General features: G+C 61.9%; 23 protein-coding genes. 13 read left to right on the forward strand and 10 right to left on the reverse strand.

From position 1 onward, the window contains the following. Position 1: 1 nt before the first annotated feature. From ASE04_RS20420 to ASE04_RS20460, 9 genes are all read left to right on the forward strand, one after another. Complete coding sequence (locus tag ASE04_RS20420; protein ID WP_244490465.1) at positions 2–880, forward strand: transglutaminase family protein; 879 nt, start codon at positions 2–4, stop codon at positions 878–880. A gap of 190 nt (positions 881–1,070) precedes the next feature. Further along, positions 1,071–2,324, forward strand: a complete 1,254-nt coding sequence (locus tag ASE04_RS20425) for a TadE/TadG family type IV pilus assembly protein (RefSeq protein WP_056821133.1) — start codon at positions 1,071–1,073, stop codon at positions 2,322–2,324. Positions 2,325–2,601: 277 nt separating this feature from the next. Further along, a complete protein-coding gene (locus ASE04_RS20430) occupies positions 2,602–5,064 on the forward strand; it encodes a glycogen/starch/alpha-glucan phosphorylase (RefSeq protein ID WP_056821135.1) in 2,463 nt (820 codons plus the stop codon). Beyond that, positions 5,061–7,268, forward strand: coding sequence for a 1,4-alpha-glucan branching protein GlgB (gene glgB, locus ASE04_RS20435; RefSeq protein WP_056821138.1), 2,208 nt, complete (start codon positions 5,061–5,063; stop codon positions 7,266–7,268). The genes ASE04_RS20430 and glgB overlap by 4 nt, the downstream gene beginning before the upstream one ends. Positions 7,269–7,288: 20 nt before the next feature. Continuing rightward, positions 7,289–8,551 carry a glucose-1-phosphate adenylyltransferase gene (gene glgC, locus ASE04_RS20440; RefSeq protein WP_056821141.1) on the forward strand — a complete coding sequence of 421 codons (1,263 nt, stop codon included), beginning with the start codon at positions 7,289–7,291 and terminating at the stop codon, positions 8,549–8,551. 3 nt (positions 8,552–8,554) lie between these two features. Beyond that, positions 8,555–9,997: a glycogen synthase GlgA gene (gene glgA / locus ASE04_RS20445; protein WP_056821143.1), complete on the forward strand. Its 1,443-nt coding sequence runs from the start codon at positions 8,555–8,557 to the stop codon at positions 9,995–9,997. Between the two features lie 6 nt (positions 9,998–10,003). After that, positions 10,004–11,635 carry an alpha-D-glucose phosphate-specific phosphoglucomutase gene (locus tag ASE04_RS20450; protein ID WP_056821145.1) on the forward strand — a complete coding sequence of 544 codons (1,632 nt, stop codon included), beginning with the start codon at positions 10,004–10,006 and terminating at the stop codon, positions 11,633–11,635. A 10-nt stretch (positions 11,636–11,645) separates the two neighbouring features. Further along, a complete protein-coding gene (gene glgX, locus ASE04_RS20455; protein ID WP_056821147.1) occupies positions 11,646–13,613 on the forward strand; it encodes a glycogen debranching protein GlgX in 1,968 nt (655 codons plus the stop codon). 87 nt (positions 13,614–13,700) lie between these two features. Continuing rightward, positions 13,701–14,186: a MaoC family dehydratase gene (locus ASE04_RS20460; RefSeq protein WP_056821149.1), complete on the forward strand. Its 486-nt coding sequence runs from the start codon at positions 13,701–13,703 to the stop codon at positions 14,184–14,186. Here ASE04_RS20460 and ASE04_RS20465 read toward each other — a convergent pair. The 6 genes from ASE04_RS20465 to ASE04_RS20490 form a co-directional block, all read right to left on the reverse strand. Next, entirely contained in the window at positions 14,183–15,319 is a 1,137-nt protein-coding gene (locus ASE04_RS20465; protein WP_056821151.1) for a zinc-dependent alcohol dehydrogenase family protein, read from the reverse strand. The two genes, ASE04_RS20460 and ASE04_RS20465, sit on opposite strands and share 4 nt — an antisense overlap. Before the next feature lie 80 nt (positions 15,320–15,399). Further along, a complete protein-coding gene (locus ASE04_RS20470) occupies positions 15,400–15,795 on the reverse strand; it encodes a VOC family protein (RefSeq protein WP_056821153.1) in 396 nt (131 codons plus the stop codon). A 148-nt stretch (positions 15,796–15,943) separates the two neighbouring features. Then, positions 15,944–16,492 carry a sarcosine oxidase subunit gamma gene (locus tag ASE04_RS20475; RefSeq protein WP_056821155.1) on the reverse strand — a complete coding sequence of 183 codons (549 nt, stop codon included), beginning with the start codon at positions 16,490–16,492 and terminating at the stop codon, positions 15,944–15,946. Further along, entirely contained in the window at positions 16,485–19,478 is a 2,994-nt protein-coding gene (locus ASE04_RS20480) for a sarcosine oxidase subunit alpha (RefSeq protein ID WP_056821157.1), read from the reverse strand. The genes ASE04_RS20475 and ASE04_RS20480 overlap by 8 nt, the downstream gene beginning before the upstream one ends. Then, positions 19,475–19,816 (reverse strand): sarcosine oxidase subunit delta, encoded by a 342-nt coding sequence (locus ASE04_RS20485; RefSeq protein ID WP_016557053.1) that lies wholly within the window; start codon positions 19,814–19,816, stop codon positions 19,475–19,477. The genes ASE04_RS20480 and ASE04_RS20485 overlap by 4 nt, the downstream gene beginning before the upstream one ends. A 12-nt stretch (positions 19,817–19,828) precedes the next feature. Then, a complete protein-coding gene (locus tag ASE04_RS20490; protein ID WP_016557052.1) occupies positions 19,829–21,082 on the reverse strand; it encodes a sarcosine oxidase subunit beta family protein in 1,254 nt (417 codons plus the stop codon). 425 nt (positions 21,083–21,507) lie between these two features. Here ASE04_RS20490 and ASE04_RS20495 point away from each other — a divergent pair, with 425 nt between their 5' ends. Continuing rightward, entirely contained in the window at positions 21,508–22,944 is a 1,437-nt protein-coding gene (locus ASE04_RS20495; RefSeq protein ID WP_056821159.1) for a DUF1254 domain-containing protein, read from the forward strand. On the opposite strand, the gene ASE04_RS20500 is transcribed toward ASE04_RS20495, so the two are convergent. The 4 genes from ASE04_RS20500 to ASE04_RS20515 form a co-directional block, all read right to left on the reverse strand. Next, positions 22,938–23,138, reverse strand: a complete 201-nt coding sequence (locus tag ASE04_RS20500) for a hypothetical protein (RefSeq protein ID WP_056821161.1) — start codon at positions 23,136–23,138, stop codon at positions 22,938–22,940. The two genes, ASE04_RS20495 and ASE04_RS20500, sit on opposite strands and share 7 nt — an antisense overlap. A gap of 40 nt (positions 23,139–23,178) precedes the next feature. Then, positions 23,179–23,418, reverse strand: coding sequence for a 30S ribosomal protein S21 (rpsU, locus tag ASE04_RS20505; RefSeq protein ID WP_056821163.1), 240 nt, complete (start codon positions 23,416–23,418; stop codon positions 23,179–23,181). Between the two features lie 48 nt (positions 23,419–23,466). After that, complete coding sequence (locus tag ASE04_RS20510) at positions 23,467–23,754, reverse strand: hypothetical protein (RefSeq protein WP_056821165.1); 288 nt, start codon at positions 23,752–23,754, stop codon at positions 23,467–23,469. Positions 23,755–23,869: 115 nt separating this feature from the next. Beyond that, positions 23,870–24,079, reverse strand: a complete 210-nt coding sequence (locus tag ASE04_RS20515) for a cold-shock protein (protein WP_056821166.1) — start codon at positions 24,077–24,079, stop codon at positions 23,870–23,872. Between the two features lie 443 nt (positions 24,080–24,522). On the opposite strand from ASE04_RS20515, the gene rpsU (ASE04_RS20520) reads away from it, so the two are divergent. From rpsU (ASE04_RS20520) to ASE04_RS20530, 3 genes are all read left to right on the forward strand, one after another. Beyond that, positions 24,523–24,735, forward strand: a complete 213-nt coding sequence (rpsU, locus tag ASE04_RS20520; RefSeq protein WP_018072771.1) for a 30S ribosomal protein S21 — start codon at positions 24,523–24,525, stop codon at positions 24,733–24,735. 141 nt (positions 24,736–24,876) lie between these two features. Beyond that, positions 24,877–25,740, forward strand: coding sequence for a tetratricopeptide repeat protein (locus tag ASE04_RS20525; protein ID WP_056821169.1), 864 nt, complete (start codon positions 24,877–24,879; stop codon positions 25,738–25,740). Positions 25,741–25,755: 15 nt separating this feature from the next. After that, positions 25,756–26,817 (forward strand): NAD(P)/FAD-dependent oxidoreductase, encoded by a 1,062-nt coding sequence (locus ASE04_RS20530; protein WP_056821171.1) that lies wholly within the window; start codon positions 25,756–25,758, stop codon positions 26,815–26,817. Positions 26,818–26,908: the final 91 nt, after the last annotated feature.

The following is a 26,908-nucleotide window of genomic DNA, read 5'->3' on the forward strand; positions in this document are numbered from 1 at the left end:
GGTGCTTTACGATCTCTCGCTGCACATGGGTTACATTTACGACACGCCGGCCTCCGGCGCCCGCCACATCATGCGGCTGATGCCGTTGTCGCTGCCGAACCGTCAGCGGCTGGTGGCCGGCTCCATCAAGGTCTCGCCGACGCCGGACGAACAGGCGCATTTCACCGATTTCTTCGAGCATCCCGCAACCTCGTTCATGCTGCGTGCACCACACGAAAAGCTTGATATCCGCATGCAGGCCCGCGTCCAGGTCGAGAGCCATTCGATCGCCGCCGATTTCTCTCCGTTGCTCGCGAAGCTTCCGGAGGAGGTCGGTGCCATCTGGTCCTTGAAGCCCGATGCACCGCATCATTTCCTCGGCGACAGCCCCAGGCTCGCGGAGACCAAGACGATCTCCGACTACGCCAGGGGAGCCCTTTCGCCGTCGCTCACGGTGCTTGAGATCGCCAACGCGATATGCGCGCGAATCTACAAGGATTTCACCTACGATCCGGAAGCAACGACGGTCGACAGTACGCCGACCGACGCGTTCCGATTGAAGCGCGGCGTATGCCAGGATTTCACCCATGTGATGATCCTCGCGTTGCGCAGCCTCGGAATTCCAGCGGGATATGTTTCCGGGTTTCTCCGCACCATCCCGCCACCGGGCAAGGAGCGGCTGGAAGGCGCCGATGCCATGCACGCCTGGGTTCGGGTCTGGTGCGGCAAGACGATCGGCTGGGTGGAACTCGACCCGACCAACAACATTCCCGCCGGCACCGACCATATCGTCGTGGCCTACGGTCGTGATTATGCCGACGTCGCACCTGTCATCGGCGTCCTCAAGAGCTACGGCGGGCAGCGTTCGGTGCAGGCGGTTGACGTCATTCCGCTGCAATAGAGCGAGGGGCCAGCCGGACACAATCCTTAAGGCGCATCGCGCAAATAACGCGCCCATTGCGGGAATAACGAGTATAAACCGCACGAGAAAGCAACAATTCGCTAGAATTTTAGCTAACCGGTAAATTCGAACTCAAGAAATACGGCGCATTACTGTTGGCCTGTTGGGGTATCTAACTCAGGTGAACATGATGAGCACCTTGCATTCGCTGCGCAGCAGCGTGTCCAGGCTTTTGAACGAGCGCGACGGCAATTTCGCCATGGTCAGCGCAATTTTGTTGCCCGTCATGCTTGGCGCGGGCGCACTTGCGATCGATATAACGAATACTGCCATGGCGAAGCACCAGCTGCAGGAAGCGTCTGACTCCGCCGCGCTGGCGACGGCATCCGCGCTCGCCGACGGCAAGGTAACCACCAGCACGGCTGCCGACTTCGCCAAGGATTTCATCGCCGGCCAGATGGCGAACGTGCTCAGCGACACGACAGGCCTCAAGGGTTCCACGACAGTCAACGCCACGAAAACGACCACCGGCACGGCAACGAGCTACAGCGTCAGCGTTTCATCGTCCTACAGCATGCAACTGAGCGGACTTGCCCAGGTCATCGGCTTCAAGACGACCACCATCGGTGCGGCCAGCCAGACGGCAAGCGGCTATTCCGAGACGCAGGGCTCCGTCTCGATGTTCCTGGCACTGGATAAGTCCGGCTCCATGGACTACGCGACCACAACGGTCAATGCCGAGCAGCCGACCAAAACCTATACATACACCGAAACATATACCTATGATTGCGGCACCAAAAAGAAACCAAAAACCTGCACGGGAACACGACAGGCCACGGGAACGGAAACAAACTACTACACGAAGATTGAGGCTTTGAAACTCGCCGTCGGCAATCTGATGACGCAGCTTGATACGGCCGATCCGACCCACATCTACGCCCGCACCGGCGCTGTATCTTACGATATCGACACCGATCCGGAAAGCAAGCTTGCCTGGGGCACAACCGCAGCAAAAAGCTACGTCGACGCGCTTGACGCCGACGGAGGCACCAACTCGAGCGGCGCCGTCAATATCGCCTTCACCTCGCTAACGGCCAAGAACGCGGCCGGCAACGACATCGAAGACGCAACGCACATGGCAAAGACGACGCAGCTGCCGAAGAAATACATCGTCTTCATGACCGATGGCGACAACAACGACGACAGGTGGGGCGGCCGTTCCTACGACACGGACACCAAGAAGACCTGCGATGCCGCCAAGGCTAAGAGCATCGAGATCTACACCGTCGCCTTCATGGCCCCCACGACCGGCCAAGCCCTGCTGAAATATTGCGCGACCGACAGCTCACACTATTTCCAGGCCGAAAGCATGGCCGACCTTGTGGCCGCCTTCAAAAAAATCGGTGCGAAAGCCGCCAACCAGACGACCCGCCTGACCAACTAAGTCTCGCCGGAAAATCGAACAAAAAACAAGCCGCTTCGGAACAAACCGAGGCGGCTTTTGTTTTGCTGCAAATCCCATGAATACAAATCGGAAAACCGATTGAAATCAAGTCCTTTCAGCGATGGGATCGGGGGCCTCGCCAATTTTTTCGTTTGCCCAATTCCTTTGTTGCAACTGCGTAGTAAGGGTGCGTACACTGCATCGTTAGTGCGTTAGACTAATCGATTGAAGTAAGCTTAACATACTGAAACCCAATCAGAATTGGCGAGGATTGACGATGAATACCGCTGCGAAGCCGACTATCCCCTCCCCCGCCCCCCGCAGTTCAAAGCCCGAAATCCTCGCTGAAGAAATCATCGAACGCCTGACCTACCGCATCGGCAAGGACGCCAAGGTCGCCAAGCCGCATGACTGGCTGACCGCCACCATCCTCGTCGTTCGCGACCGCATCATCGACAAGTGGATGGACTCGACCCGCAATGTCTACGCGACCGGCGCCAAGCGCGTGTACTATCTATCGCTGGAATTCCTCATCGGCCGCCTGATGCGCGATGCCGTGTCCAACCTCGGCCTGATGGAAGAGGTGCGCGACGCGCTGGCTTCGCTCGGCGTCGACGTCGCCGTCATCGCCGGCCTCGAACCGGATGCCGCACTCGGCAATGGTGGCCTCGGCCGTCTCGCCGCCTGCTTCATGGAGAGTATGGCAACCGTCGACGTCCCGGCTTACGGCTACGGCATCCGCTATGTCCACGGCCTGTTCCGCCAGCAGATGGCCGATGGCTGGCAGGTCGAACTGCCGGAAAGCTGGCTCGCCCACGGCAACCCCTGGGAATTCGAACGTCGCGAGAGCGCCTATGAAATCGGCTTCGGCGGCTCGGTCGATGTCGCCAACAGCCCCGATGGCGAGCCGCGCTACGTCTGGAAGCCGGCAGAACGCGTCATCGCCGCCGCCTTCGACACGCCCGTCGTCGGCTGGCGCGGCAAGCGCGTCAACACGCTGCGCCTCTGGTCGGCCCAGCCGATCGACCCGATCCTGCTCGACGCCTTCAACGCCGGCGACCATATCGGCGCGCTGCGCGAGAGCAACAAGGCCGAAAGCCTGACCCGCGTTCTCTATCCTGCCGACGCCACGCCCGCCGGCCAGGAACTGCGCCTGCGCCAGGAGTTCTTCTTCTCCTCCGCATCGCTGCAGGACATCCTGCGTCGTCACCTTCAGCAGTATGACGATTTCACCTCGTTGCCCGACAAGGTGGCGATCCAGCTGAACGACACCCATCCGGCCGTCTCCATCGCCGAGCTGATGCGCCTGCTCTGCGACGTGCACGGGCTGGAGTTCGACCAGGCCTGGGACATCACCCGGGGCACGATTGCCTACACCAACCACACGCTCCTGCCCGAAGCGCTGGAAAGCTGGCCGGTGCCGCTGTTCGAGCGTCTCCTGCCGCGCCACATGCAGATCATCTACGCGATCAACGCCAAGGTTCTGCTCGAAGCCCGCAAGACCAAGAACTTCTCCGACACCGAGATCCGCTCGATCTCGCTGATCGAGGAAGGCGGCAGCCGCCGGGTGCGCATGGGCAACCTCGCCTTCGTCGGCTCGCATTCGATCAACGGCGTCTCTGCCCTGCATACCGACCTTATGAAGGTCACCGTCTTCGCCGACCTCCACAAGCTCTATCCCGACCGCATCAACAACAAGACCAACGGGATCACCCCGCGCCGCTGGCTGCAGCAGTGCAATCCGGGTCTCACCGGCCTGATCCGCGAGGCGATCGGCGACGATTTCCTCGACGACGCCGAAAAGCTGCGTGCACTCGACAAGTTCGCCACCGACAGCGCTTTCCAGGAGAAGTTCGCGGCCGTCAAGCGCACCAACAAGGTGGCGCTTGCCAATCTGGTCGCGTCACGCATGGGCGTGAAGCTCGATCCGTCGGCGATGTTCGACATCCAGATCAAGCGCATCCACGAATACAAGCGCCAGCTGCTCAACGTCATCGAGGCGGTCGCGCTCTACGACCAGATCCGCTCGCGTCCCGAGCTGGACTGGGTGCCGCGCGTGAAACTCTTCGCGGGCAAGGCGGCGCCGAGCTATCACAACGCCAAGCTGATCATCAAGCTGATCAACGACGTCGCCCGCACCATCAACAACGACCCGGCCGTTCGCGGACTGCTCAAGGTCGTTTTCGTGCCGAACTACAACGTCACGCTGGCCGAGGTCATGGTTCCGGCCGCCGACCTCTCCGAGCAGATTTCGACCGCCGGCATGGAAGCATCCGGCACCGGCAACATGAAGTTCGGCCTGAACGGCGCGCTCACCATCGGCACGCTCGATGGCGCCAACGTCGAGATGCGCGACAATGTCGGCGAGGACAATATCAAGATCTTCGGCTTGCGCGCCGACGAAGTCGCCAACCTTCGCACCGAAGGCCACAATCCCCGCGCCATTATCGAAGGTTCTCATGAGCTGGCGCAGGCGCTCTCGGCCATCGGTTCCGGTGTCTTCTCGCCGGATGACCGCAACCGCTATTCCGAGCTGATCGACGGCATCTATTCGCACGACTGGTTCATGGTCGCAGCCGATTTCGATGCCTACGCCCAGGCCCAGCGCGAGGTCGACGACCTCTGGAACGACAAGGCCGCCTGGAGCGAAAAGACCATCCGCAACACCGCCCGCATGGGCTGGTTCTCGTCGGACCGCACGATCCGGCAGTATGCCAAGGAAATCTGGAGAGCTGGATGAAAACGCCGAAGGCGACCCCTGAAGTCAAGCTTCCCTGGGAAATTTCGGCAGGTGAAATAGCGGCGATCCTCGCCGGCGCGCACGCCAATCCGTTTGCCGTTCTGGGCGTTCACAAATCGGGCAGCGTCTACGTTGCCCGATGCTTCATCCCCGGCGCCGAAGAGGTGACGGCGATGTCGCTCGACGGCACCGCGATCGGCGATCTGGTGCTCCAGCATCCGGATGGCTTCTTCGCCGGCACGGTCTCGGTCAACAAGCAGGTGCCGGTGCGCTATCGCGCCCGCCGCGGCGACGCCGAATGGGCCGTCACCGACCCCTACAGCTTCGGCCCCGTTCTCGGGCCGATGGACGACTATTACGCCCGCGAGGGCTCGGATCTCCGCCTGTTCGACAAGATGGGCGCACACTGGATCAAGCACGAGGGCGCGCAGGGGATCCATTTCGCAGTCTGGGCGCCGAATGCGCAGCGCGTCTCCGTCGTCGGCGATTTCAACGGCTGGGATGGCCGCCGCCATGTCATGCGCTTCAGAGCGGGCGCCGGCATCTGGGAAATCTTCGCCCCCGATGTGCCCACAGGCGTCGCCTACAAGTTCGAGATCCGCGGACAGGATGGCGTGGTGCTGCCGCTGAAAGCCGATCCGTTTGCCCGCCGCAGCGAACTGCGCCCGAAAACCGCCTCCGTCGCAGCACCCGAGCTGCTGCAGGAGTGGGAAGACGCCGCGCATCTGAAGCACTGGAGCGAAACCGACAAGCGCCGCCAGCCGATCTCCATCTACGAGGTGCATGCCGGCTCCTGGCAGCGCCGCGACGACGGCACCTTCCTCTCCTGGGACGAACTCGCCGCCCGCCTGATCCCCTACTGCGTCGACATGGGCTTCACCCATATCGAGTTCCTGCCGATCACCGAGCATCCCTACGATCCGTCCTGGGGCTACCAGACGACAGGGCTCTATGCCCCGACCGCCCGCTTCGGCGAGCCGGAGGGCTTCGCCCGCTTCGTCAACGGCGCCCACAAGGTCGGCATTGGCGTCATCCTCGACTGGGTGCCGGCGCATTTCCCGACCGACGAGCACGGGCTGGGCTGGTTCGACGGCACCGCACTTTACGAGCACGAGGACCCGCGCAAGGGCTTCCACCCCGACTGGAACACCGCGATCTACAACTTCGGCCGCACCGAGGTTGTCTCCTATCTCGTCAACAACGCGCTCTACTGGTCCGAGAAGTTCCATCTCGACGGCCTGCGCGTCGATGCCGTCGCTTCGATGCTCTACCTCGACTATTCCCGCAAGCACGGCGAGTGGATCCCCAACGAATATGGCGGCAACGAAAACCTCGAGGCCGTCCGCTTCCTGCAGAACATGAACACCCGCATCTACGCCGAGCACCCCGGCGTCATGACCATCGCCGAGGAATCGACGTCATGGCCCAAGGTGTCGCAGCCCGTCCATGAAGGCGGCCTGGGCTTCGGATTCAAGTGGAACATGGGCTTCATGCACGACACGCTGAGCTACATGAGCCGCGAGCCGGTGCATCGCAAGCATCACCACAACGAGCTGACCTTCGGCCTGCTCTACGCCTATTCGGAAAACTTCGTCCTGCCGCTCAGCCACGACGAAGTGGTGCACGGCAAGGGCTCCCTGATCGCCAAGATGCCCGGCGACGACTGGCAGAAGTTCGCCAACCTGCGCGCCTACTACGCGTTCATGTGGGGCTATCCGGGCAAGAAGCTGCTGTTCATGGGCCAGGAATTCGCGCAATGGGCCGAATGGAGCGAGGAAAAGTCGCTCGATTGGAACCTGTTGCAGTACCGCATGCACGAGGGGATGCGGCGCTTGGTGCGCGATCTCAATTTCACCTACCGCAGCAAGCCGGCGCTCCATGCCCGCGATTGCGAAGGCGATGGCTTCGAGTGGCTGATCGCCGACGACCACGAAAACTCCGTCTTCGCCTGGCTGCGCAAGGCGCCCGACGAGAAGCCGGTTGCCGTTATCACCAACCTGACGCCGGTTTATCGCGAGAACTACTCCGTGCGACTGCCGACCGAGGGTCGCTGGCGCGAGATCCTGAATACCGACGCCGATATCTACGGCGGCAGCGGCAAGGGCAATGGCGGTCGCGTACAGGCCGTCAACGCCGGTGGCACCATCACCGCATCGATCACCTTGCCGCCTCTGGCGACGATTATGCTTGAACCTGAGACTTGAAGACTGGTGGGAGGATAAAAATGGTAGAAAAACGTGTTCAGCCACTTGCCCGCGATGCAATGGCCTATGTTCTCGCCGGCGGCCGGGGAAGCCGCCTGAAGGAACTCACCGATCGCCGCGCCAAGCCGGCGGTCTATTTCGGCGGCAAGTCACGCATCATCGATTTCGCCCTGTCGAACGCCCTCAACTCGGGTATCCGCCGCATCGGCGTCGCCACCCAGTACAAGGCGCACTCGCTGATCCGCCACATGCAGCGCGGCTGGAACTTCTTCCGCCCCGAGCGAAACGAAAGCTTCGACATTCTGCCGGCCTCCCAGCGCGTCTCGGAGACGCAATGGTATGAAGGCACCGCCGACGCCGTCTATCAGAACATCGACATCATCCAGGATTACGGCGTCGAATACATGGTCATCCTCGCCGGCGACCATATCTACAAGATGGACTACGAATACATGCTGCAGCAGCATGTCGATTCAGGCGCCGACGTCACCATCGGTTGCCTCGAAGTGCCGCGCATGGAAGCGACAGGCTTCGGCGTCGTCCATGTCGACGACAAGGACCGGATCATCGATTTCGTCGAGAAGCCGGCTGATCCGCCAGCCATTCCCGGCAAGCCGGACAGCTCTTTCGCCTCGATGGGCATCTACGTCTTCCACACCAAGTTCCTGATCGATGCGCTGCGCCGCGACGCCGCCGATCCGAATTCGAGCAAGGACTTCGGCAAGGACATCATCCCTTACATCGTCAAGAACGGAAAAGCCGTCGCTCACCGCTTCGCCAATTCCTGCGTCCGCTCCGACTTCGAGCATGAGCCCTACTGGCGCGACGTCGGAACGATCGACGCCTACTGGCAGGCGAATATCGACCTGACCGCGATCGTTCCGGAACTCGACATCTACGACAAGTCCTGGCCGATCTGGACCTATGCCGAGATTTCGCCACCGGCGAAATTCGTCCATGACGATGAAAATCGCCGTGGCTCGGCAACCTCGTCCGTCGTCGCCGGCGATTGCATCATCTCCGGTGCGACGCTGAACAACAGCCTCCTCTTTACCGGCGTTCGCGCCAACTCCTACTCCAAGCTGGAGGGGGCAGTCGTTCTGCCGAGCGTCAAGATCGGGCGGCATGCCCAATTGAAGGACGTCGTCATCGACCACGGCGTCATCATCCCCGAAGGGCTTATCGTCGGTGAGGATCCCGTCCTCGACGCCAAGCGCTTCCGCCGCAGCGAAGGCGGGATTTGCCTCATCACGCAGCCAATGATCGACAAGCTGGGTCTGTGACCAATGAAAGTTCTTTCGGTTTCGTCCGAAGTCTTCCCGCTCATCAAGACAGGGGGCCTCGCCGATGTGGCGGGCGCCCTGCCGATCGCCCTGAAGCAATTCGGCGTCGAGACAAAGACGCTCATGCCCGGCTATCCCGCCGTCATGAAGGCGATCCGCAATCCCGTCGTCAGGCTTCAGTTCGATGACCTGCTCGGCGAGACCGCGACGATCCTGGAAGTCGAACATGAGGGTCTTGATATTCTCGTGCTCGACGCGCCGGCCTATTACGATCGGCCGGGCGGACCGTACCTCGACCCGACAGGCAAGGATTATCCGGACAACTGGCGCCGCTTTGCCGCGCTGTCGCTTGCCGGCGCGGAGATCGCAGCCGGCCTGATGCCCGGCTGGCGTCCCGACCTCGTGCACACGCATGATTGGCAGGCCGCCATGACCTCGGTCTTCATGCGCTACTACCCGACGCCGGAATTGCCGAGCGTGCTGACGATCCACAACATCGCCTTCCAAGGCCAGTTCGGCGCCGACATATTCTCCGGCCTGCGACTGCCGCCGCATGCCTTTGCGACCGAAAGCATCGAGTATTACGGCAATATCGGCTTCCTCAAGGGAGGCCTGCAGACGGCGCACGCGATCACCACCGTCAGCCCGTCCTATGCAGCTGAGATCCTGACACCGGAATTCGGCATGGGCCTGCAGGGCGTCATTGCCAGCCGGGTCGATTCGTTGCACGGCATCGTCAACGGCATCGACTCCGATATCTGGAATCCGGCGACCGACCCGGTCGTCCATACGCACTATACCGCCGCGACGCTGAAGAGCCGCCTCGAAAACCGCACCGCCGTCGCCGAGTTCTTCGGCCTGCATCAGGACAACGCACCGATCTTCTGCATCGTCAGCCGGCTGACCTGGCAGAAGGGCATGGACGTCGTTGCGGCCACCGCCGACGAGATCGTCGAAATGGGCGGCAAGCTGGCCATTCTGGGCTCGGGCGATGCGGCATTGGAAGGTGCACTTCTGGCCGCCGCCACCCGCCATCCCGGTCGAATCGGGGTCTCGATCGGCTACAACGAACCGATGTCGCATTTGATGCAGGCAGGCTGCGATGCGATCATCATTCCGTCGCGTTTCGAGCCCTGCGGCCTGACCCAGCTCTATGGTCTGCGCTACGGATGCGTACCGATCGTTGCCCGCACCGGCGGACTGAACGACACCGTCATCGACGCAAATCATGCTGCTCTTGCGGCCAAAGTGGCAACCGGAATACAATTCTCGCCGGTGACCGCCTCTGGTCTGTTGCAGGCGATCCGCCGCGCTCTACATCTCTACGCCGATCAAAAAGTCTGGACCCAATTGCAAAAGCAGGGCATGAAATCGGATGTTTCGTGGGAGAAGAGCGCCGAGCGCTATGCTGCCCTCTATTCAAGCCTCGCCCCGAAAGGCAAGTGACAGAAAATGAACAAGTCCGTATCTACCACGCCGTATCAGGATCAGAAGCCGGGTACCTCGGGTCTTCGCAAGAAAGTCCCGGTCTTCCAGCAGCCGAATTATGCCGAGAATTTCATCCAGTCGATCTTCGATTCGCTGGAAGGGTTCCAGGGCAAGTGCCTCGTCATCGGCGGCGACGGACGCTACTACAACCGCGAAGTCATCCAGAAGGCGATCAAGATGGCCGCCGCCAATGGCTTCGGCAAGGTGATCGTCGGCAAGGGCGGCATCCTGTCGACCCCGGCGGCCTCGCACATCATCCGCAAATACAAGGCCTTCGGCGGCATCATCCTCTCGGCCAGCCATAACCCCGGCGGCCCGACCGAAGACTTCGGCATCAAGTACAACATCAGCAATGGCGGCCCGGCGCCGGAAAAGATCACCGACGCGATATATGCGCGCACGAAGGTGATCGACACCTACAAGATCGCCGACTTCGCCGATGTGAACCTCGACCGCATCGGCAAGGATGAACTGCCTGGCGGCATGATCCTCTCGGTTCTCGATTCGGTCGAAGACTACACGGCGCTCATGGAAGAGCTGTTCGACTTCCCGGCGATCCGCAACCTCATCAGCCTCGGCTTCCGCATCGCCTTCGATGCGATGAGCGCCGTCACCGGCCCTTACGCCAAGGAAATCTTCGAGAACCGTCTCGGCGCCCCGTCCGGTTCCGTTCGCAATTTCATGCCGCTGCCCGACTTCGGGGGCCATCATCCGGATCCGAACCCTGTTCACTGCAAGGAACTCTACGACGAGATGATGGGCGACGACGCGCCCGATTTCGGCGCTGCATCCGACGGCGACGGCGACCGCAACCTGATCATCGGCCGCGGCATCTTCGTGACACCGTCCGACAGCCTGGCGATCCTGGCCGCCAACGCCAACCTCGCCCCCGGCTACTCCGGCGGCCTCGCCGGCATTGCCCGTTCCATGCCGACCTCGGGCGCCGCCGACCGCGTCGCCGAGCGGCGCGGCATCGGCATGTACGAGACACCTACGGGCTGGAAGTTCTTCGGCAACCTGCTCGACGCCGGCATGGCGACGATCTGCGGCGAGGAAAGCGCTGGCACCGGCTCCAGCCATGTGCGCGAGAAGGATGGTCTTTGGGCCGTGCTCCTTTGGCTGAACATCCTCGCCGTTCGCGGCGAGAGCGTTCAGGACATCGTGACCCAGCACTGGCAAACCTACGGCCGCAACTACTATTCGCGCCATGACTACGAGGGCGTCGATACCGACGCCGCCAACGGCCTGGTCGAAAACCTGCGCAATCAGCTCGCCTCGCTGCCGGGCCAGAGCTTCGGTCCGCTGAAGGTCGAACAGGCTGACGACTTCGCCTATCACGATCCGGTCGACAAATCGGTCAGCGAGCATCAGGGCATCCGCATCCTCTTCGAAGGCGGCTCGCGCGTCGTTTTCCGTCTCTCGGGAACGGGAACCTCCGGCGCGACCCTGCGCGTCTACGTCGAGCGCTTTGAGCCGGATTCCACCCGTCACAACATCGAGACGCAGGAAGCCCTGGCCGACATTATCGCAGCCGCTGAAACCATCGCGGATATTCGCAGCCGCACCGGCCGCGATGCCCCCTCCGTGATTACCTGACCGGAGCGGCATGGCGGCGAACAGATCCGGGCAAGGCGGAGCAACGATCTTCGAGACAGGCGTTGACTTCGCCGTCTGGTCGCACAATGCCGGACAGATCGAACTTTGCCTGTTCGGCAAGGACGACAAGGAACTGGCCCGTCTGCCTATGGAACGCGGCGATAACCACGTCCATCGTCTTTTCGTCGACGGGCTGAAGGAAGGCGCGCGCTACGGCTACCGCGCCGATGGCGTCTACGCGCCTGACAGTGGCCTGTGGTTCGATCCGTCGAAGTTGTTGGTCGACCCATACGCGAAAGAGCTGGACCGCCCGTTCATCTATGATCCCATTCTTGGCACCTTTGGTGCCGAGACGCAGCACCTGGTTCCGAAAGCGATCGTCACCAGGGATATCGGCGTCAAACCCGAAAAACCCCTCTTCAAGCCCGGCGGCTTTGTCTACGAAGTCGCGGTCCGCCCCTTCACCATCCTGCACCCGGAGGTGCCCGAGGCCCAGCGCGGAACGGTCGCCGCTTTGGCGCATCCCGCGGTGATCGCCCACCTGAAGCGCATCGGCGTCGATGCCGTCGAGTTGATGCCGATCACCGCCTGGATCGATGAACGGCATCTGCCGCCGCTCGGCCTCAGAAACGGCTGGGGCTACAACCCGGTCGCCTTCATGGCGCTCGATCCACGGCTTGTTCCGGGCGGCATGGCGGAACTGCGCGACACGGTGGCAAAGCTCCACGCCGAAGGCATCGCGGTCATCCTCGATCTCGTCTTCAATCATACCGGCGAAAGCGACCGTTTCGGCGCGACGCTATCGCTGCGCGGCCTCGACAATCTTTCCTTCTATCGCCACCTACCTGGTCGGCCGGGAGAACTCGTCAACGATACCGGAACCGGTAACACCGTCGCCTGCGACCACCCGTATATCCGGCAGCTCATCATCGACAGCCTGCGCCACTTCGTGCTCGGCGCCGGGATCGACGGCTTCCGGTTCGACCTTGCCCCCGTCCTTGGCCGCACGGCTGGCGGCTTCGAGGGTCACGGCGAAACGCTGACCGCGATGCTGGCCGACGATGTGCTGGCCGATCGGGTGATGATCGCCGAACCCTGGGATATCGGACCCGGTGGCTATCAGCTCGGCAATTTCCCCTCCCCCTTCCTCGAGTGGAACGATCGCGTGCGCGACGACCTCAGGTGCTACTGGCGTGGCGACGACTGGAAGACCGGACCGCTCGCGACCGCGCTTGCCGGCTCGTCGGATATCTTCTCCCGCGGCGGCGGACATGCGACACGCAGCGTCAATTTCCTCGCCGCCCATGACGGCTTCACGCTCAGGGATCTCGTTTCTTACAGCGGCAAGCACAACGACGCGAACGGCGAGCAGAACCGCGACGGCCACAACGAGAACCACTCCTGGAACAACGGCGTCGAGGGCGACACCTGCTACCCCGATATCATCGGCCGCCGCCGCGACGATCTGAAGGCACTGCTATCGACGCTCTTCGCCACCCGGGGCAGCATCATGCTGACAGCAGGCGACGAAGCCGGCCGCAGCCAGCGTGGCAACAACAATGCCTATTGCCAGGACAACGAAATCACCTGGGTCGACTGGTCCGCCCTGGACGATGAACTGATCGCGCACACAGCCTTCGTCTCCGCCCTGCGCAAGCGCTTCTCCGTCTTCTCGCAGATGGATTTCTTCTCCGGCAACGGCGATGTCGAATGGATATCGCCCTCCGGCCAACCGATGAGCGTGCAGGAGTGGGAGACGCCGAACGCATCGACCCTCGGGATGCTGCTTTCGACGCGCGACTCGGAAAGCGGCAACGACACACGGCTGGCGGTTCTGTTCAACCGTTCAGGCGGCGAGGCGGTTTTTGCCCTGCCGGGACCTGCCGCATGGTGCCCTCTCGCCCCGGATACGCCGGAGAAATCTATGACGTCTGCAGCCGTGCCAAAGCGCTCCGTCGTTTTCTACCTTCAAAGTTGATTCCGCGGCTTCGGCTCGGCAATTCCTTGTCGCAATCGTCACAATCCCATTGTAAGGCTTGAGTTGCCGCTTTTTCATGAGGAATCAATGGTCAAGGAAATTTCGCTTGCCGACGTGCGCGCGCTTGTGGGCACTGAAACCGGCCTCTCGGACTGGATTCTCGTCGATCAGACCATGATCGATGCTTTTGCGCATGCAACCAATGATCATCAATTCATTCATGTCGACCCCGAGCGCGCCGCCGCGAGCCCGTTTGGCGGCACCATTGCCCATGGTTTCCTGACGCTGTCGCTGCTTTCGGCCATGAACTACAACAGCCTGCCCAAGGTGCGCGAGCAGACAATGGGCATCAACTACGGCTTCGAAAACGTCCGCTTCCTGTCGCCGGTCAAATCGGGCGCGCGCATCCGCGCCCATTTCGTTCTCGCCGAGGCCCGCTTCCGCGGCGCCGGCATGCTGATGACGAGCTACGACGTCTCGATCGAGATCGAAAACGAGAGGAAGGCGGCCCTCACGGCGCGCTGGATCACCATTATCCAGTTCGATCCCAAGGACCGGCCCGCAGACACCTAAAAAGAGCCATCGAAATCGATGACATGCCTGATGACCTCGCCGGCATGCAGCCGATCGAAGGCGTCGTTGATACCCTCGAGCGGACCGGTTGACGACAACAGGCGATCCACCGGCAGCTTTCCCCGCCTGAAAAGCCCGACGAAACGCGGGATGTCCCTGCTCGGCACGCAGCTGCCGAGATAGCTCCCGAGCACGCGCCGCTCCTCGGCAACGAGGCTGACGGCGGGAATTGCAAACTGGCTGGACGGATTGGCCAACCCCGCAGTCGCGGTCGTGCCGCCGCGCCGCGTGATACGGTAGGCGAGATCGAAGGCTTTGACGGCACCCGCCATTTCAAGCGCGTGGTCGACGCCACCCCTGGTCGCCTCGCGGATCTGCTCCACCACATCGGCATCGCTCGCGACAAAGGCATCGGTCGCGCCGAGCGAGAGGGCAATCCCGAGCTTCTCGGGAGCAAGGTCGACCGCGATGATGCGCTCGGCACCCGATACCACGGCGCCGAGCACCGCAGCCAGTCCGACACCGCCAAGACCGACAACGGCGACCGTCTGCCCCGGCTGCACGCGGCAGGTATTCACCACCGCGCCGACACCCGTCAGCACCGCGCAACCGAACAGCGCGGCATGGGTGAAGGGGATATCGGCATCGATGCGGATGGCCGAGTGACGGGAGACGACGGCGTGGGTTGCAAAGCCCGAAACGCCGAGATGATGATGGATCGGAACCTCCGCGCAGCTGAGCCGCCGCGCGCCCGACAGCAGCGTCCCCTTGCCGTTGGCATCGGCGCCCGGAATGCAGAGCGCCGGTCGTCCTTCCGCGCAGGGCAGGCAATGGCCGCAACTCGGCATGAAGCTCATCACGACATGATCGCCGGGCACCAGATCGGTCACACCGCCGCCGACTGCTTCCACCGTGCCCGCCGCCTCATGACCCAGCGCCATCGGCACCGGCCGAGGCCTGTCGCCATTGATGACGGAGAGATCGGAATGGCAGAGCCCGGCCGCGCCGATACGAACGAGAATTTCGTCCCGCCCGGGCGGCGCGAGCTCGATCTCCTCGATCGAGAGCGGCCGGCTGACCGCATATGGCGGCGCGACAGGCGATTGGCGCAGTACAGCGGCACGTATCTTCATGAACTCCTCCTGCAAGCGTCTGCCGCAGACTAGCCGCTCGCGGAATGCAATCGCAACAGGACTTTGGTTATACCGCGTCCTCACGACGCCCCGTTGATCTCGACGATGTTGCGATCTGGATCGAGAAGGTAGGCTTGCGGAAAGCCCGCCGGCCCCTCGCGCCTCAGACGCAGCCGCCACGGATCGCCTTCCGGCGCATCCTCGCGAAAGCCTTTGGCGATCAGCCCGCGGATACACACCTCGAAATCGTCGGTGCGGAAGGCGAAATGTCCGTCGGTCGTGTCGATGGTCGCCTCCCGCCGGAAGGATCCAGCCGGGTTGACGATCATGTGGACCTGCAGCGCCCCGCAGGCAAACCATGCGCCGACCGAGCTGAACGCCGGCCTGGCGATCTGCTCGAGACCGAAGACATCGCGATAGAACGCAATCGACCGGCCGAGATCCGTGACGACAATGGAAACGTGATGCAGCATCATGAAAGACACCCCGCCCTTTGGAGCTCCAATCAGGAGCGAACGCCGCGGGTGGATGATGCATCAGTCATGGCGATCCTGCAACGCAAAGACGATCGGGGACGGCACTGACAGTACCGTCCCCGATCGTAAATTGCAGGTCACCAGCGTTTTAGTGCGCCGCGTCTTCGGCACCCTCGGCCAGCAGGCCGAATACGAAATCGGCAAACGAACGCCAGCATTCGACGCGGAACGTATCGTCTTCGGTGCGGAACAGAACGATCTCCGCCTTGCCGAACAGCGTGCGCGAGCAGGCGCCGACGGGGAAGGCCTCAAGCGAGAGGTCTTGCGCGCAGCCCGCCGAGATCGCGTTTTCGGCACCCGGGCCCGAGACGATGATCGCGACATTGCGGTGCGAGACGTCGGTTGCCGAATGCAGCGCTTCCGCCTTCGCGAGCGCGCTCATGAGGTCTGCGCCGCTCTCATCAATGACGAGCCATTCGTCCGGCCCGAGCCAGAGCGACGAGCGACCGCCCTTGCGGCCAGAGGTCTTCGGTGCGTTGGGCACGGTCACACCAAGCGCGGAGGAAAGCGCCTTGAGCGATTCCGCCGGTGCGCGAAGCGCGACGCGCGTGGCATTCGGTGCCGCCGTCAATCTGACAGCGGCCGAACCGCCCTGCTTGCCCGAGAGAACGGATGTGCGAACTGCCGTATCAGCCATTGATGCGGCCTCCTTCCTTGTCAAAGAACACCATGTCCGTCACTTCGACCGCGATGGTCTTGTCTGGCATCGGCACATAGAGCGTCTCGCCCATGCGCTTGCGGCCACCGGCGACGAGCGCGAATGCGATCGACTTCCCAAGGTTTTCCGACCAGTAGGACGAGGTGACGTGGCCCAGCATTGTCATCGGCTTCGGCTCGTTCGGGTTGGCGACGATCTGCGCGCCCTCTTCGAGCACCAGAGTCGGATCCTTGGTGACGAGGCCGACCAGCTGCTTGCGGCCTTCCTTGACGAGATCCGGCCGCTTCAGGCCGCGAATGCCGACAAAGTCGGTCTTCTTCTTCGATACCGCCCAGTTGAGGCCGGCATCGTCAGGCGTCACGGTTCCATCGGTGTCCTGGCCGACGATGATATAGCCCTTCTCCGCGCGAAGAACGTGCATTGTCTCGGTGCCGTAGACGCAGGCGCCGAGCGGTTCGGCATTGGCCCAGACGGCTTCGAGAACCGACTGGCCGTAATCGGCCGGCACGTTGATTTCGAAGCCGGTCTCGCCGGTGAACGACACGCGGAAGAGACGCGCCGGAACGCCCATGACCGTGCACTCGGCAACGCTCATATGCTGGAAGGCCTCGTTGGAGATATCGACGCCATCGACCAGCGGCGCGATGATCTCGCGCGCCTTCGGACCCTGCACGGCGATAACCGCCCACTGCTCGGTCACAGACGTCAGCCACACCTTCAGATGCGGGAATTCGGTCTGCAGATAGTCTTCCATGTGGTTCAACACGCGCGGCGCGCCGCCCGTCGTCGTCGTCACATGGAAGCGATCGTCGGCCAGACGCCCGACGACGCCGTCGTCATAAACGAAGCCGTCGTCGCGGGTCATGATGCCGTAGCGGCATTTGCCGGGCTTCAGCGTGTCCCAGGCGTTCGTGTACATCAGGTTCATGAACTCGGCGGCATCGGGCCCGACGACCTCGATCTTGCCGAGCGTCGAGGCATCGAACACGCCGGCCACATCGCGCGCCGTCTTGCATTCGCGCGCGACCGCCTGGTGCATGGTTTCGCCGGCGCGCGGGTAGAACCACGCGCGCTTCCAGTTGCCGACATCCTCGAACACGGCACCCTGGGCTTCTTCCCACTGGTGCAGCGGCGTCTTGCGCGTCGGGTCGAACAGCTCGCCACGCGAATGCGCGATCAGCGTTCCGTAGGTCACCGGCGTATACGGCGCGCGGAAGGTGGTGAGACCGACCTGCGGAATTTCCTTGCCCAGCATCTCGGCGGCAATCGCCAGACCGTGCATGTTGGAGAGCTTGCCCTGGTCGGAGGCCATGCCGTTGGTGGTGAAGCGCTTGATGTGCTCGATCGAGTGCATCCCCTCGCGCACGGCAAGGCGGATATCCTTGGCGCAGACGTCGTGCTGGAAATCGATGAACGCCTTGGCGCTGGTCTCCGGACCCGCCCCTTCGGCCGCACCGATCATGCCGCCGGTCCACTGATGCGCCTGCTCGGACGAGATGCTGATCTTGCCCGCCGGAGCCTTGCCGGCTGCCTGCGCCATCAGCTCGCCTGCGGCCAGCGATTCCTCGATCGTGCGCTGCAGGTCGTCGGTGCCGTTGCAGGCGCCGACGGAAAGGCAATCCTGGGCATAGGTGCCGGGCAGGAAGCGCTGCGTTTCGGCCTCGAACTTCACCTTGCCGCGCGACTGCGAGAACAGGTGCACGGACGGCGTCCAGCCGGCCGAGACCAGCAGTGCATCGACCGCGATCTTGCGCGGCGAGCCGCCGCCGTTGCGGGCAACCGTCATCGACGAGATGCGCAGCTTGCCGGATGTGTTGACGACCGACTGGCCGGCGAGAACATCGATGCCGAGCGAACGCGCCTCGGCCAGAACATCAGCACCGGGCGTCTGCCTGCAATCCACGATCGCCGCGATCTCGACGCCAGCGCGCTTCAGGTCGAAGGCCGCCTCATAGGCCGAGTCATGCGCGGTATAGACGCCGACCTTCTGGCCGACGGCAACGCCGTACTGGTTTAGATACATGCGCGCGGCAGACGCGAGCATGATGCCGGGACGGTCGTTGTTCGGGAACACCATGTGGCGCTCGATGGCGCCGTTGGCGAGGATGACGCGCTTGGCGCGCAGCTGCCACAGACGCTCGCGCGGCAGATGGCGGCTCGGGTTGGCGACATGATCGGTCACGCGCTCGGCGAGGCCGACGAAATTGTGGTTGTAGTAGCCGAACGCGGTGGTGCGGGTCAGGACCTGCACATTGTCCATTGCCTTGAGAGCCGCAACCGTCTTCTGCGCCCACTCGTAGCCGGAGAGGCCGTCGATCGTCACACCGCTATCGTAGCGCAGCGCGCCGCCGACATCAGCCTGCTCGTCGCAGAGGATGACCTTGGCGCCGGTCTGCGCCGCAGCCAGTGCCGCCGAAAGACCAGCCACGCCGGCGCCGACGACAAGCACGTCACAATGTGCGTAACGGCCGGCATAGTGATCCGGATCGGCTTCCTTCGGCGCAACGCCGAGGCCGGCAGCACGACGGATGATCGGCTCGTAGAGGCTCTTCCAGGCGGCTTTCGGCCACATGAAGGTCTTGTAGTAGAAGCCGGCCGCGAAGAAGGGGGACATGAAGTTGTTGATGCCGCCGATGTCGAAGGCGAGCGACGGGAAGCGGTTTTGCGATTCGACGATCATGCCGTCGAACACTTCCTGCACGGTGGCGCGCACGTTCGGCTGCTTGCGGGCGGCGTCGCGCGACACGTCGATCAGCGCGTTCGGCTCTTCGGCGCCCGCGGACAGAATGCCGCGCGGGCGGTGATACTTGAACGAACGGCCGACCAGATGGATGTTGTTGGCAATCAGCGCCGAGGCGACGGTGTCGCCCTCGAGCGCGGTATAGGTCTTGCCGTCGAAGGTGAAGCGCGCGGTCTTGGCGGGCGTCAGGCGGCCCTTGCCTGATATACGGTTCGCAGCACTCATTTCGCTTCTCCTTCGAGCTGCTCATAGGTCTCGACGGGAGCATGGGGCGCAGCCGCAGCACCGATATCGGGCTTCGGCTCGCCGGCCTTGTACGTCATGATGAACTTGTCGCTGATCGTGTCGCGCGCCGCGTTGAAGAAGCGGCCGCATCCGTGCTGGTGGCGCCAGCGTTCGAAGATCAGCCCTTTCGGGTTGTCGCGCAGGAAGAAGAACTCCTCGAACTGTTCGTCGGATATCTCGGCGATATTGGTGGGGCGGGCGATATGCGCATCGCCGGCGCCGCGAAATTCGAGCTCGGAGCGCTCTTCCTGACAGTATGGGCAATAGATAAGAAGCATGATGTCCTCGTGTCAGTGCGCGACGGCTGCGGCGGCGGCTTCGTCGATCAGACGGCCGGTGCGGAAGCGGTCCAGCGTCAGGCCGGCATTGAACTTGTGCGCCTCGTCGCGGGCAATGAGGTGCGCGAAGAGATTGGCCGAGCCCGGCGTCGCCTTGAAGCCGCCGGTGCCCCAGCCGCAGTTGACGTAGAGCCCCGGAACCGGCGTCTTCGACTGGATGGCCGAGCGATCCGGCGTGTTGTCGACGATCCCGCCCCACTGGCGCATCATCTTGACGCGGCGGAACATCGGGAAGAGCTCGCAGATGGCATCGAGCGTATGGGTGATGATCTGCAGGCCGCCGGTCTGGCTGTAGGAATTGTACTGGTCGGTGCCGGCGCCGATGACAAGCTCGCCCTTGTCGGACTGCGAGATATAGGCATGCACCGTGTTGGACATGACCACGCAGGGGAAGATCGGCTTCAGCGGTTCGGAGACCAGCGCCTGCAGCGGGCTCGATTGCAGCGGCACGCGCACATCGGCCATCTTCATGACTGTGGTCGTGTGGCCGGCGGCCGAAACGCCCACCTTCTTGGCGCCGATGAAGCCGCGCGATGTCTCGACACCGGTGACGCGACCGTCAGGACCGCGGCGGATGCCGGTCACTTCGCAGTTCTGGATGATGTGGACGCCGCGATCGGACGCAGCACGCGCATAGCCCCAGGCAACCGCATCGTGGCGCGCCGTTCCGCCGCGACGCTGGAGTGCGGCACCATTGATCGGATAGCGGGCGCTGGCGGAGATATCGAGCGGCGGACAATAAGCCTTGGCCTGTTCCGGCGTCAGCCATTCATTGTCGATACCGTAGAGACGGTTGGCATGGATATGGCGCTTGAAGGACTGCTGGTCGTGCACATTGTGCGACAGCATCATCACGCCGCGCGGAGAGTACATGACATTGTAGTTGAGATCCTGCGAGAGGTTCTCCCAGAGCTTCATCGAATGCTCGTAGATGTGCATGCTCTCTTCATAGAGATAGTTCGAGCGGATGATGGTCGTGTTACGGCCGGTATTGCCGCCGCCGAGCCAGCCCTTTTCGAGCACCGCGACATTGGTGATGCCGTGCTCCTTGGCGAGATAATAGGCGGCGCCTAGGCCATGTCCGCCGCCCCCGATGATGATGACGTCGTATTCGGCGCGCGGTTCAGGCGAGGTCCATTGCTTGTCCCAGCCCTTGTGGCCCCTGAGAGCCTCTCGTGCCACGGCAAAAACCGAGTATCTACGCATCCGCCTTCATCTCCTTAGGGGAAAGATCCCTTCTCGTCGGCAATACAAATCGCAAATCGAAAAGCGGCACAACGTTTCTTTTGCGACGCGGAGGCGCTTTTGTTTTGACACTCGGCATGAATGAAGAAGGTTGGTCATTCTCTTTGAGGCCACGCGAGCACGCGCAGCAAGGTCCCGTGGCCCGGGATGGCTCACAGCCCGACCATCCCTATTATTTTAGAGTATTTTCACTTACAATTTTTGAGCGCATAATCTCTCTGTTGCAGGGACACCTTTACGGCTTGAGGGTTTTGCGCCGACAGCTATGGGCATTCACAATCCAAATTTCGACATGCGTGGCAACTGCCCGTGTGCGACCTGACGTCGAGAGAAAAACAGGCCGACGCGGCATGATGCTCGCTGTCTGATCTCAGGGAGGATTAATCATGCGATCGCATTTCATTACCCTTACGCTTAGCCTGTTTTTATCCGGGGCAGCCCTTGCCAGCCCTGTCGCCGCCGCCGAAGAGGCTTTGACGAAAGACGAGGCGACGGCGATCGGCGTCGACGCCTATCTCTATCTCTATCCGCTGGTCACCATGGACCTTACGCGTGCGCAGGCAACCAACGTCGAAGCCGGCAAGACAACGGGGCGAGGACCGGCCAACATGTTCGTCAACGTGCCGGAATTTCCAACAGCCGATTTCAGGGACGTCGTCCGACCCAATTTCGATACGCTCTATTCCGTCGCCTGGCTCGACATGACGAAGGAGCCGATGATCGTCTCGGCGCCCGATACAAACGGACGTTTCTATCTGTTGCCGATGCTGGATATGTGGAGCGACGTCTTCGCTTCGCCTGGCTGGCGGACGACGGGAACGGAAAAAGCCGACTTCGCCGTCGTTCCCCCGGGCTGGACGGGCAACAACCTCCCCGCCGGAGCCCTGCGCATCGATGCGCCGACGCCGCATGTCTGGATCATCGGCCGCACAAAAACGGACGGACCGTCCGACTATGACGCCGTTCACCAGATTCAGGCCGGCTACACGATCACGCCGCTGTCGCAATGGGGCAAGAAGGCCGAGCCAGCCAAGGTCACGATCAATCCTGCTATCGACATGAAAACCCCGCCCAAAAAGACGGTGGACGGGATGGCGGTCGAGGATTTCTTTGTCTACGCGGCGGAACTCCTGAAGGTCAATCCACCGCACGCCACCGACCAACCGATCATCAGCCGGATGAAGCTGATCGGATTCGAAGCCGGAAAGAGCTTCGACAAAAGCAAGGTGACGCCTGACCTTGCCGACGCCCTGAAGACCGTCCCGGCCGAAGCCCAGAAACTGATGGACTGGAAAGTTCCGACGCTCGCGCGCGTGGCCAACAACTGGTCGATGAACACCGACACGATGGGCGTCTACGGCAATTACTATCTGAAGCGGGCGATCGTCGCGCAGATGGGGCTAGGCGCCAACCTGCCGGAGGACGCGATCTATCCGCTCAACCTCGGTGACGAAAAGGGAAATCCACTGAACGGGGCGAACAGCTACAAGCTCCACTTCGACAAGGCGAACCTGCCGCCGGTCAAGGCATTCTGGTCCGTCACGCTCTACGATCCGGAGGGATTCCAGGTCGGCAACAGTCTCAACCGCTTTGCGGTCAGCAGCTGGATGCCCTTCGTCTACAATGCGGACGGATCGCTTGATCTCTATTTCCAGAACAAGAGCCCGGGTGAGGACAAGGAAGCCAATTGGCTGCCCGCGCCCGCCGGGGCCTTCAACCTGACCATGCGCCTCTACGGCCCGGAGAGCCAGGCATTAACTGGAAAATGGAACCCGCCGGCCGTGGAGATGATACAGCCACTCCAGCAGGTCACAGCTCAGTGACCACGCTTGCCGGAGGCAGCGGCCGACGCTGCCTCGGCTTCCTGCTGCAAACGCAGGGCCTTCAACTTTTCCGTCTTCTTTTCGCGAGCTGCGACCTCGGCGTCCATGATGGCTTTCGCGGTCGCGTCGGTAATAGCGGCCTTGTCTCGGGCCGAGAGCTTAGTTGGGTTGGAGGGTTCATTCTCGGAAGCCATCTGTACTCTCTCTATCTGAAGCAAGCGGGGTAGTGACAGTTCACCGCGCGGGGCGAACTGCCTTCTTGGGAGCGGGAAGGAGACCTTCACGCTGAAGCTTCTTGCGGGCCAGCTTGCGCTGGCGACGAATGGCTTCGCCCTTTTCGCGTGCACGCTTTTCCGACGGCTTTTCATAGGCGGTGCGCGCCTTGAATTCGCGGAAGAGGCCTTCGCGCTGCATCTTCTTTTTCAGAACGCGAAGCGCCTGGTCGACATTGTTGTCTCGAACGAGAACCTGCAAATTCTTTCCTTTCCTGCGGCAACACCTTTGCCGGTTGGTGGGTGGAGATTACTTCCGCACCCGGATGCTTGACGTTTTCAACCACGATCCGCCGCTTGTGTCCGCTGCAGCGGCAACCGGCTGAGCCGAGGATATCGATTGGGCCGCATCGATGTCGCTATCAAAGATGCGGCGGTCGAAATTCTCGCCCTCGAAGCGGACCCGGTATTGAGAGCGACGGCCCTCCGATGGAAGAACGGCCGCTATTCTGCAGGTTCTGCTCTCCATCTCCGTGCGGACGAAACCGTCTTTCAGTACGATGCGGTCGCCGACGGTGTACTTCGGCGCTTGCGCCATTACTTTTCACCAACTTGTCTTGGTCGTAAAAACATAAAGGCCGGGTTTGACCCCGACCTTCGCCATCAGGCTCTCGGCTGCCAGTACATCCGTGGTCAGCGGAGCCGAATGAGAATTACGCCGCGCGGAGGTTGTCGGCAGAATTCTTGCCGGATCTCTTGTCGCGAACCACATCGTAGGTGATTTTCTGACCATCGGACAGGCTGCCCATGCCAGCGCGCTCAACAGCAGAAATGTGAACGAAAACGTCCGTGCTGCCGTCGTCAGGCTGAATGAAACCAAAGCCCTTGGTGCTATTGAACCACTTAACTGTACCAGAATTCATAACGATCTCCTTTCATTAGTCGTTACTGCCATGCGTCTATTCACAAGGCTAAGATCGATTTTGAGAGGAAATCTGACAGAGCTCACGCTCTTTGACAAAGTCACAACCAACAGTCGATGATGCGCTTATATATCGCGAACTGCGGAATAAACAAGGCAGAAGGCCGAACCAATTGGGTTCCAGCACCTCAAACGCCCCTTTCCGAGGACCTTTCATCGCCACACAGCATAGCTATACTGCCACACGGCCGCTTTCAAGAAAACACCTTTTGCCGGCCGCGCCCACGGTTTTTTGCAGCGAGAACCGCCAGAACATATGGACTTCCCCCCATCATTCTGGTATCCGCATCCTCAATCGCAAGGCTGGTGCTGCGCGAACTAAATATTTTTTGCTCTGGCGCCTTGCCGACGCCGGCATCAACCAACCAAAGGAACGTGATTCTCGTGCAGGTACTTGTCCGCGATAACAATGTCGATCAGGCTCTCCGCGCTCTCAAGAAGAAGATGCAGCGCGAAGGTATTTTCCGCGAAATGAAGATGCGCGACTACTACGAAAAGCCGTCGCAGAAGCGTGCTCGCGAAAAAGCCGAAGCCGTTCGTCGTGTTCGCAAGCTGGCTCGCAAGCGGGCACAGCGCGAAGGTGTCGTAGCACGCTAATAAGCGTTCCCGTCGTTATTTCGACGTTTTCAGATGCATGTTGGCGGGGGCGATCAGTTCGCCACCGCCTTTTTTAATTTGCTACTGAAGTTTGCCCGTTCTTGAGCAAGAACCGGCTGCATTGGGGGAAAACGAGCCCGTATGGCTGACATCACCAAGACCCGCTCTCTGCGTTCGCCGAAAATCGCTGTTCTGCCGGTTTTCGCCATCGTCACCGCGCTAGGCCTTGCTGGCTGCACGACAAGCAACACCTCCGATGCCGTGATACGCATCGACAAGGCGCAGGGCTCTCAGGAAAACATCGCGTCGCTGACCTCGGTCATCAACGCCAATCCGAAGGATCCCGAAGGCTACAACGTCCGCGGCTCGGCCTATGGCCGGGGCGGCGATTTCCGCCAGGCGCTGAACGACTTCAACACTGCCCTGCAGCTCAATCCGCGCTTCTACCAGGCCTACGCGAACCGCGCCCTGGTCTATCGCAACATGGGCCAGCAACAGCAGGCGATCCAGGACTACAACGCCGCGCTGCAGATCAACCCGAACTACGACGTCGCCCTGATCGGTCGCGGCAACGTTTATCGGACCGCCGGCCAGGACGATGCCGCGTTCAACGATTTCAACAAGGCGATCCAGAACGGCACTACCGACGGTCGCGCCTATCACAATCGCGGTCTGCTCTTCCAGAAGCGCAACCAGCAGGACAAGGCGATCGACGACTTCTCGAAGGCGATCTCGCTGTCGCCGAACGCGCCGGAACCTTATAACGGCCGCGGCATTTCCTACATCGCACTGAATGACGACGACAACGCGTTCGCCGATTTCAACCACGCGATCGAGCTCAACGGCAACCTGGCGGAATCCTGGGCAAACCAGGCGCTGGTTTACGAGCGCCGCGGCGAAAAGGACAAGGCCGCCCGCTCGTACCGTCATGCGATCGGTCTCGATCAGAAGTATCAGCCGGCAAAGGACGGTCTTGCTCGCGTAGGCGCCTCGACCTCCGGCTAAGAATGGGAGCAGCCGATGGCAGCAAGGAAACGAGTTGTCATCATCGGCTCCGGCATTATCGGCGCTTCGATCGCCTGGCACCTGAGCCGGCGGGACACCGACGTCACCGTGATCGCGGAAGACATCGGCGGCGTCGCCACGCCGAATTCCTTTGCCTGGATCAACGCCAGCTGGGGCAATCCTGAATTCTACTTTCGCTTTCGCCGTCGTGCCATGAGGGAATGGAAGCGGCTGTCCGGCGACATCCCAGGCCTGCCCCTCTCCTGGTGTGGCAGCGTCTGCTGGGATCTTCCGCCTGAACGATTGGAAGCCTTTGCCAGCGAGCATGGCCGTTGGGGTTATGGCATCGAGCGCGTCGGGCGCTTCGAAATATCACGCCGCGAACCCTATCTCGCCGCTGTGCCGGATCTTGCGCTGGCCGTCGCCGAGGAAGGCGCCGTGGAACCGGTCCCCGCAGCCAGAATGATGCTCGCCGATGCCGAGGCACGCGGCGCACGTTTCGTGACAGGCGATGTCAGCGGCTTCATCAGGCGTGGCGAGCGCATCGCCGGCGTCGTCAGCTCCGCCGGCATGTTCGAGGCCGATGATGTGGTTCTGGCGGCGGGAGCCGGCGCCGTTCCATTGGCCGATGGCATCGGCATCACCATCCCCCTCACCACCCCGCCCGGGCTTCTCGTTCACTCGCGCCCCTTCGAGAAACGTCTGAACGGCCTTGTCATCGCAGCCGAGCTTCATATGCGCCAGACGGCGGATGGCAGAATCGTCGCGGGCAGCGATTTCGGCGGCAGCGCACCCGGAGCAGATCGTCAGGAGACCGCCGCTGCACTCTTCGCCAAGGTCAAGGCCAGCCTGACCGACAGCGCAGACCTCGCGCTCGAGACATTCACCGTCGGCTATCGCCCGACGCCCGCCGATGGCTTCCCCGTGATCGGCAACGCCGGCTGCGACGGGCTCTATGTCGCCATCATGCACTCCGGCGTCACACTTGCGCCCCTCGTCGGATTACTCGCCTCTAACGAGATTTTATCGGAGCAATCCGAGCCGGAACTTGCAGCCTTCCGGTTGTCGCGTTTTTGATTACATGCGACATGAATTTGAACGCGCGAAATGCGCGTGACATGTTTTAGTGTGTTGCAAGGATTGGATGCTGTCCCTAACATGCGGCTGC

The sequence above is a fragment of the Rhizobium sp. Root708 genome (assembly GCF_001429725.1).
Lineage (GTDB): Bacteria > Pseudomonadota > Alphaproteobacteria > Rhizobiales > Rhizobiaceae > Rhizobium.

Coding starts and splice junctions, on each gene's coding strand:
- ASE04_RS20430 (WP_056821135.1), top strand. CDS start 2,602: ATGAATACCGCTGCGAAGCCGACTATCCCCTCCCCCGCCCCCCGCAGT.
- ASE04_RS20510 (WP_056821165.1), bottom strand. CDS start 23,754: ATGGCGCAAGCGCCGAAGTACACCGTCGGCGACCGCATCGTACTGAAA.
- ASE04_RS20525 (WP_056821169.1), top strand. CDS start 24,877: ATGGCTGACATCACCAAGACCCGCTCTCTGCGTTCGCCGAAAATCGCT.
- ASE04_RS20470 (WP_056821153.1), bottom strand. CDS start 15,795: ATGATGCTGCATCACGTTTCCATTGTCGTCACGGATCTCGGCCGGTCG.
- ASE04_RS20465 (WP_056821151.1), bottom strand. CDS start 15,319: ATGAAGATACGTGCCGCTGTACTGCGCCAATCGCCTGTCGCGCCGCCA.
- ASE04_RS20485 (WP_016557053.1), bottom strand. CDS start 19,816: ATGCTTCTTATCTATTGCCCATACTGTCAGGAAGAGCGCTCCGAGCTC.
- ASE04_RS20495 (WP_056821159.1), top strand. CDS start 21,508: ATGCGATCGCATTTCATTACCCTTACGCTTAGCCTGTTTTTATCCGGG.
- ASE04_RS20475 (WP_056821155.1), bottom strand. CDS start 16,492: ATGGCTGATACGGCAGTTCGCACATCCGTTCTCTCGGGCAAGCAGGGC.
- ASE04_RS20425 (WP_056821133.1), top strand. CDS start 1,071: ATGAGCACCTTGCATTCGCTGCGCAGCAGCGTGTCCAGGCTTTTGAAC.
- ASE04_RS20530 (WP_056821171.1), top strand. CDS start 25,756: ATGGCAGCAAGGAAACGAGTTGTCATCATCGGCTCCGGCATTATCGGC.
- ASE04_RS20480 (WP_056821157.1), bottom strand. CDS start 19,478: ATGAGTGCTGCGAACCGTATATCAGGCAAGGGCCGCCTGACGCCCGCC.
- glgC (WP_056821141.1), top strand. CDS start 7,289: ATGGTAGAAAAACGTGTTCAGCCACTTGCCCGCGATGCAATGGCCTAT.
- glgX (WP_056821147.1), top strand. CDS start 11,646: ATGGCGGCGAACAGATCCGGGCAAGGCGGAGCAACGATCTTCGAGACA.
- ASE04_RS20460 (WP_056821149.1), top strand. CDS start 13,701: ATGGTCAAGGAAATTTCGCTTGCCGACGTGCGCGCGCTTGTGGGCACT.
- glgB (WP_056821138.1), top strand. CDS start 5,061: ATGAAAACGCCGAAGGCGACCCCTGAAGTCAAGCTTCCCTGGGAAATT.
- ASE04_RS20500 (WP_056821161.1), bottom strand. CDS start 23,138: ATGGCTTCCGAGAATGAACCCTCCAACCCAACTAAGCTCTCGGCCCGA.
- ASE04_RS20490 (WP_016557052.1), bottom strand. CDS start 21,082: ATGCGTAGATACTCGGTTTTTGCCGTGGCACGAGAGGCTCTCAGGGGC.
- ASE04_RS20450 (WP_056821145.1), top strand. CDS start 10,004: ATGAACAAGTCCGTATCTACCACGCCGTATCAGGATCAGAAGCCGGGT.
- glgA (WP_056821143.1), top strand. CDS start 8,555: ATGAAAGTTCTTTCGGTTTCGTCCGAAGTCTTCCCGCTCATCAAGACA.
- ASE04_RS20515 (WP_056821166.1), bottom strand. CDS start 24,079: ATGAATTCTGGTACAGTTAAGTGGTTCAATAGCACCAAGGGCTTTGGT.